Source organism: Pedobacter sp. 10L46_2, from assembly GCF_056395165.1.
Genome location: NZ_JBFTIZ010000417.1, coordinates 1 through 2,868 on the forward strand (window position 1 = coordinate 1; position 2,868 = coordinate 2,868).

Consider the following 2,868-nt stretch of genomic DNA (forward strand, 5'->3'; position numbering starts at 1 on the left):
GAACTAACCGTAACTCAAATAGTCAATACTTTTAATACTCATTATAAACAGTCTAAAACGATAAATTCAGGAAACGTAGCAAGAGATTTAGGCAAAGTAAAATTAGGAAATGGTGCTCTTGTAGGTGAGGATGCGACTTCTAGTCCACGACGTTGGTATCTTACTGATGCTGGCGATAGTTCTGTTCAGAACTTAATTAAAGATTCCAAAAAGTAAATGGGCTTAGTTGAGAAAAATAACTTAATTGCAAAATTATCACCACCATTTGATCATCTTTTGGCAACCCAATTCGTTGATGAGTTTATTTCTATGGAAAGAAGATTTATTCAGAGAGATTGGGAGCCTGCTGAACTTGATGCCGGTCAATTTTCAGAGATTGCTTTTAGAATTTTGTATCACCTAGATAGTGGAAATCTTAGCTGTACGAAAGAAGTTAAAGATTGCGTAAGATATTTTATTAATAATGATGTGACACATCTTCTTAATAGGAAAGATGTCTCTCATTTATCGACTGTTTTACATGCTATTTATAAATTTAGGAGTGACAGAGGTGCCGTTCATATATCTCCTACATATAGTCCAAATCACATGGATTCAAAGTATCTGATCGAATCAATTAGGTGGTGTATGAATGAGATGCTGAGGATATTTTGGAATGGTGACAGAGAAGAGGTAGCTAAAACAATTAGAGAGCTCCTTCAGTTTGATGTACCGTGTATTGGGGTTTATGGCGATATTGTGGTGGTTCAACGCACCGATCTTAAATCTGACGAGGAAATTTTAATTCTTTTGCATTATGCAGGAGAAAATGGATTCAGTAGAAAGGAGTTGGGGATTCATTCAATGAGTAGCTCATCTTCTGTCACTGTTAATCTACAACGGCTATGCGCGCCCAACAAAAGACAGGTTATTCAACTAAAAAATGGCAAATACCGTTTAACAGATTTGGCTAGTAGAAGAATTCGAATAGAGCTAGCTGATAAATTGTTGCTAAGTATTTAATTATGGCTCAATAGAATTTGCACCCGTAAATTATCATTTTTAGACACCCTAATTCAAAATCAAAGATACTGTTATCAATACAAATAATTTTATGAGTCTTTTTCAATCTTTATTAAAACTTTACAGAACGAATATGATTAAAACTCCACTTGAGGATTTTACTACTGAAATATTGGTTTTTATTCTTAATTCTGATATTGATTTATCCAATGAATTTGTGAATGAAGTCTTGAGGGTTGAGGGTGAAGATTTTAAAATTGATTCTCAAGTAGTGTATCCTTATAATGAGAATAACAGACTGTATTGTCGAATCGATATGGTTTTTAAAAATTCAGAAATGATATGTTTTTTAGAGAACAAGGTTCATTCAAATGAGGGTTATGATCAGTTGTGGGCTTATTCAAAGGTTTTGCATGGACTAGGTCGCTATACCAAAACTTATTTACGCTATTGTACTAAATATCATGATAATAAACATATGACGGACCACGATTTTAAGCAATTTAGATGGTGTAACATTGCAAATTTCTTGAGAAAATGGAAAGACAAAGAAATCATAGGCCAATTTTTAAACTTTTTAGAAATCAATCAAATGGGTAATTCAACAGACTTTACAATACAGGAAATATTGTCACTAGAGCATTTTAACAATGCTTTCATGAAAATGGAATCGTATCTTGAAAAAATCAAACCACAATTTATCTCTGTTTTCGGGGACTACAATAAAGTACAGGACTCAAAAGTTATAGAACAATTAAGAGACTTTAAACGTGTCATCTTTCGAAAGATAAATATAATTGGGAATGGATATAGTGAATTGGGCGTTGGTTTTGATTTTAGTGCAAAACCAATATTAATGGTTTGGATCTGGCTTGATAGTGAGAACTCAAAAATTCAAAGTTTTAATTCTATGTTATCCTCTCTACCTATGTACGAAAATTCAAAAGGATATTTCACCATAGAACAGCCAATGTCCGATTTTTTGAGCAGCTCAGATATGGAATTAGCTATTGAGAAATGGTTTATAAAAGGATTTGATGCAGTTAAGAAATTGATTGATGAAAATCCGAATGTAGGTTGGAATGATGTACTAATTGAAAAACAAATTCTATAATGACTTGTGTACATAAATTCTTTGGACACAGTGCTCATCTACGAGAATGTAAAGGACTTTTACCAGCTTGGGAAGCTAAGACTTTAATTGTTGGTACTTTCAATCCAGAACAAAGTTGGCATCCAAAAAATACTGCAAAATACTATTATGGGAGGAGTAGAAATTACTTATGGAAAATACTCCCTCTTTTTGCAAATGAAGGATCAATAAGTCATCAAGATGTACCCACTCAATTAGCTTTTCTTCAAAGAAATAAGATCGCTTTAACAGATTTGTTAATAAGTATCAATGATGCAGATTTTACAATCCCAGAACATCAAAATAGAATCCAAACTGTACTAGATAGTCAAATTGAGATGTTTAATGAGTTTACATGGAATACAAATCACGTACTTGAATATATTAAAGAAAATAGAATCGAAGTGGTTTACTTTACAAAATTAGGGAAGGCTAACCAGTTAAATGTATCACCTAATTCTTTTGAATGGCAAATTAGGAAGATAGAAGATCTTTGTCATGAACTAAAAATTCCTTCTTTTAGGTTACACACACCGTCGGGTCAGGGATTAGGTAAAGGAAAGCCTAAAAAAAATAAACTTATACGTAAGTGGTTTTTGGAGAATGGGGGAGATCATTTCCCCTTTTTGTTCCAAAAATTTAGCTTAAAGCAATTCCCATTTATCGAATAATCATGATAGAAACTAGGGAAATACTTAAAAAATTAGATAAATCTCAAAGCGGAATAGCAGGAG

At 32.7% G+C, this 2,868-nt stretch carries 4 protein-coding genes; all 4 read left to right on the forward strand.

The window, feature by feature from the left end; all coding sequences use genetic code 11:
• Positions 1-216 (forward strand): hypothetical protein (locus AC1DDX_RS26040; protein WP_477622886.1); only part of this gene is annotated, 216 nt, incomplete at its 5' end.
• Positions 217-1,002: a hypothetical protein gene (locus tag AC1DDX_RS26045; RefSeq protein ID WP_337717716.1), complete on the forward strand. Its 786-nt coding sequence runs from the start codon at positions 217-219 to the stop codon at positions 1,000-1,002. It begins immediately after the preceding gene.
• Between the two features lie 133 nt (positions 1,003-1,135).
• Entirely contained in the window at positions 1,136-2,116 is a 981-nt protein-coding gene (locus AC1DDX_RS26050; RefSeq protein ID WP_337717714.1) for a PD-(D/E)XK nuclease family protein, read from the forward strand.
• Positions 2,116-2,805 (forward strand): hypothetical protein, encoded by a 690-nt coding sequence (locus AC1DDX_RS26055; RefSeq protein ID WP_337717713.1) that lies wholly within the window; start codon positions 2,116-2,118, stop codon positions 2,803-2,805. The genes AC1DDX_RS26050 and AC1DDX_RS26055 overlap by 1 nt, the downstream gene beginning before the upstream one ends.
• Positions 2,806-2,868: the final 63 nt, after the last annotated feature.

Excerpts from the sequence above, each read along its gene's own strand:
- AC1DDX_RS26045 (WP_337717716.1), top strand. The coding sequence starts at position 217 with ATGGGCTTAGTTGAGAAAAATAACTTAATTGCAAAATTATCACCACCA.
- AC1DDX_RS26050 (WP_337717714.1), top strand. The coding sequence starts at position 1,136 with ATGATTAAAACTCCACTTGAGGATTTTACTACTGAAATATTGGTTTTT.
- AC1DDX_RS26055 (WP_337717713.1), top strand. The coding sequence starts at position 2,116 with ATGACTTGTGTACATAAATTCTTTGGACACAGTGCTCATCTACGAGAA.